The sequence below is a fragment of the bacterium genome (genome assembly GCA_021372775.1).
Lineage (GTDB): Bacteria > Acidobacteriota > Polarisedimenticolia > J045 > J045 > JAJFTU01.
Window position 1 is genome coordinate 1 of sequence record JAJFTU010000254.1, and the last position, 3,149, is coordinate 3,149.

Annotated in this window: 2 protein-coding genes; one reads left to right on the top strand and one right to left on the bottom strand. The window is 72.8% G+C overall.

From position 1 onward, the window contains the following. Positions 1-1,572 (bottom strand): hypothetical protein (locus tag LLG88_09100; GenBank protein ID MCE5247057.1); only part of this gene is annotated, 1,572 nt, incomplete at its 3' end. 204 nt (positions 1,573-1,776) lie between these two features. On the opposite strand from LLG88_09100, the gene LLG88_09105 reads away from it, so the two are divergent. Further along, the coding region (locus LLG88_09105; protein ID MCE5247058.1) for a hypothetical protein at positions 1,777-3,149 on the top strand (1,373 nt) is incomplete at its 3' end.

Consider the following 3,149-nt stretch of genomic DNA (forward strand, 5'->3'; position numbering starts at 1 on the left):
GCCGGTCCAGACGGCGGAGTGCTGGTAGCGTCCCGCCGGGCAGTTGGGGGACGTGGCGGTCGGCATCCACGTGTCGGTGGTCGGGTTGTAGCGCCCGCCCGTTCCGAGATAGTACGTGGCGGAGCCGGACATCGTGCTGCCGCCCCAGACGATCATCGCCGTGCCGGTCCACACGGCGGTGTGGAAATGCCGTCCCGCGGGGCAGTCCGCGCCCGTGGAGGTCGGCGCCCATGTGTCGGTGGCCGGCGTGTAGCGGGCGCCCGTGTTTTCGTACGCGGTGGCCGAGACGCCGCCCCAGACGATCATGGCGTTCCCTGTCCAAACGGCGGTGAGGTGGGTCCGGCCGGTGGGGCAGCCGGTTCCGGTCGAGGTCGCGGCCCACGAGTCGGCGACCGGGTTGTACCGTCCGCCGTCGGCCAGCGGGACGCTGGCGGCGTTGTTCCCGCCCCAGACGATCATCTCCGTTCCGGTCCAGACGTAGGCCGGCAGTTCGCGCGCCGTGGGGCAGTTCGTCCCCGTCGAGGTCGGCGTCCAAGTGTCGGTGGCCGGGTTGTAGCGGCCGCCCGTGTTCGTGACGAAGGGGGACGTGGACGTGGTCCCGCCCCACACGATCATCTCCGTCCCCGTCCAGACCGCCGCGAAGTAGCGGCGGCTGTCGGGGACGCCGACGAGCGACGTCGCCTGCGTCCACGTTCCCGAGTTGCAGACCGCGGCCGCCATCGTCGGTCGGCGCAGTCCGGACTCCGGCTGCGGCGCGACGGCCGCGACGTCGTCCGCGGGCAGGCTCTCCAGCCACTCCGACAGGTCCCGCTTGGCGAAGGTCAGCGTCTCGAGTTCGAGGCGGGCCCGCGTCTTGAGCCGCGCGCGCACGACGACGAACGCCTCGGGCGTCTCGCGCAGCACGGCCGGCGCGCCGGCTTCGGGACTCTCCGCCGCCGCGCGGGCGAACTCATCGGCGCCCAACGCGACCGACCCCGGCGCGTCGTTCGGCTGCGTCTCCGCGCGCCCCCCGTCGGGGGCGAGCGTCGCGACGAAGGTCCGCGGCTCGCCCGGCGATCCGCCGGCCGGGACGCCGCCCCACGAGGCCGACGCGGCCTCGGCCCGCTCCCGCGTCTCGCGGTGGAGGCGCGCGTCGCCGGCGTACGCCTCGCGCAGCAGCCGGTCGGCGAGGGCGGGCCGGGCCAGGCATTCGGCGATCAGCGTCGGATCGTCGTCGAGCGCCGCGAACAGCTCGAGCAGCGTCGCGGGGTCCTTCGTCTCCGCCGCCATGCGGTCCATCTCGGCCTGAAGCTGCGCGGCGGTGATCGGCCGCTGCCAGAACTTCTCGAGCGCCGCCGACTTCTTGAGCGTCTCCCGCACTTTCGCTTCCAGCGCGGCGCGAGGGACCATCCGCTCGAAGGGCGGCTTCGGCGCCGGGTTCTCCGCGGGCCAGATCCGGTGCGCGTAGTAGACCCGCTCGATCGCCTCCTGGGCCTTGACTCGTTCCTCGAAACTCGGCGGCGCCGCCGACGCCAAGGAGGCGGCGGCGAGCAGGCACAGGGCGGTCCAACCGAAGCAGCTCTTCACGGTCATGGCGGGCGCCTCTCCGGGAGCGACGGCGTGGCCGCTCCGATCCCCGATGCCGCCATCTTAATTGCCTTCGCGCCCGCGAGCCGTCCTCCGCGCCCCCGCCTGCCCGAATTCTTGTCCTCTTTGCGCCCACGGCGATTGTCGATCGTCCCCGCGCAACAATCTCGGCTTCACCGTGCGTACCTTCCCGCCAGCGAGGGTCCCCTGATGCGCGATCGTCTCTCCGCCGCCGTCCGCTTCGTCGCCGTCCTCTCGTCGCCGCTGTTCTTCGCCGCGGCGACGCCGCCCGCCGCCGCGGCGAAGGCGCCGCCGATGGAGAAGTACGTCTCGACGAACGCCAACTTCGTCCTCTACCGGCCCGCCGGATGGAAGGTCGCCGAGAGCTCGACCGGCTCGTCGTGGGTCGTGAGCGCGGCGAGCCCCGACGGCGCGCTCGAGACGCGCGTCATGCAGGGGGAGAACCGCTTCGGCGCCGCGGAGAACGTCCTGGCGGCGATGATCCGCCTGCTGGCGCAGGCCTCGAAGGACTTCTCGATCAAGGAGGCCTCGCGGGACCGCGCCGGAACGCGCGCCGTGGCCGGATACGCCATGACGCTCCCCGGCAAGGGGGCGCGCGAGGGACGGCTCTACGTCAGCGCCGACCGCGGCGCGTTCCTCGCCGTCCGCTGCGAGGCGCCGGCGGGGCGGCTCGCCGCGGCGCGGCCGCTGCTGCTGAGCGTCGTCGCCAACCTGCGGTTGATGAAGCGCGGGTTCGCGCCGGCGGGCCCCGCGCGCGCCGCCGTCGCGCAGCCGCTCGAGACGCATCGCCTCGCCGACGGTTCGGCGACGCTCGGCCTCCCGGCGGGGTGGACGCTCGACAGCTTCGGCGCGGGGAAGTTCCTCGCCCGCAACCCGGCCGACGGCGCCAGCTTCGTCGTCGGGTCGGTGGACGTCGTCACGCCGCGCCTCGGGGTGCGCGCGCCGAACATCCTCGTCTCGCCGTACCTCCAGCCGTCCGACGCGTGGCCGTTCGTCACGCGGAACATCGTCGCCGACATCCGCTACATCGAGACGATCCCCCGCCCCGACCTCGACGCGCAGATGGCGCGCGTCTTCACGTCCGGCCCGGTCCGCACGCAGGAGCTGGTCTACACGTTCGACGGCCGCGAGGGGCCGGGCAAGGGGTACACGTTCGGGATCTCGTTCGGCTCGCGCCTCGACACCAACTGGACGTTCTGGCACATGACGCTCACCGCCCCGGCGGCGCGGTTCGAGGAGTACGTGCCGACCTTCGCGGCGATGGCCCAGTCGTACGCGATCGACGACCAGTTCCGGAGGAACTACATCGCGAGCGGGATGGCGCGGCTGCGGCGGATGCAGGAGGAGACGAGCCGCATCGTCGCGCGCAACGCGAGCGAGATCCACGACATGATGCAGGCGGCCTACGACGAGCGGCAGCGGAGCCAAGACTACATCGACTACCAGCGCACGAACTACATCCGCGGCGAGGCCGACTGGATCTCGAACGTCGAGGGGGGCGCGGTCTACCACACCGACGCCTGGGGCACGCGCAACACCTACACCGGCGAGACCTGGTCCGG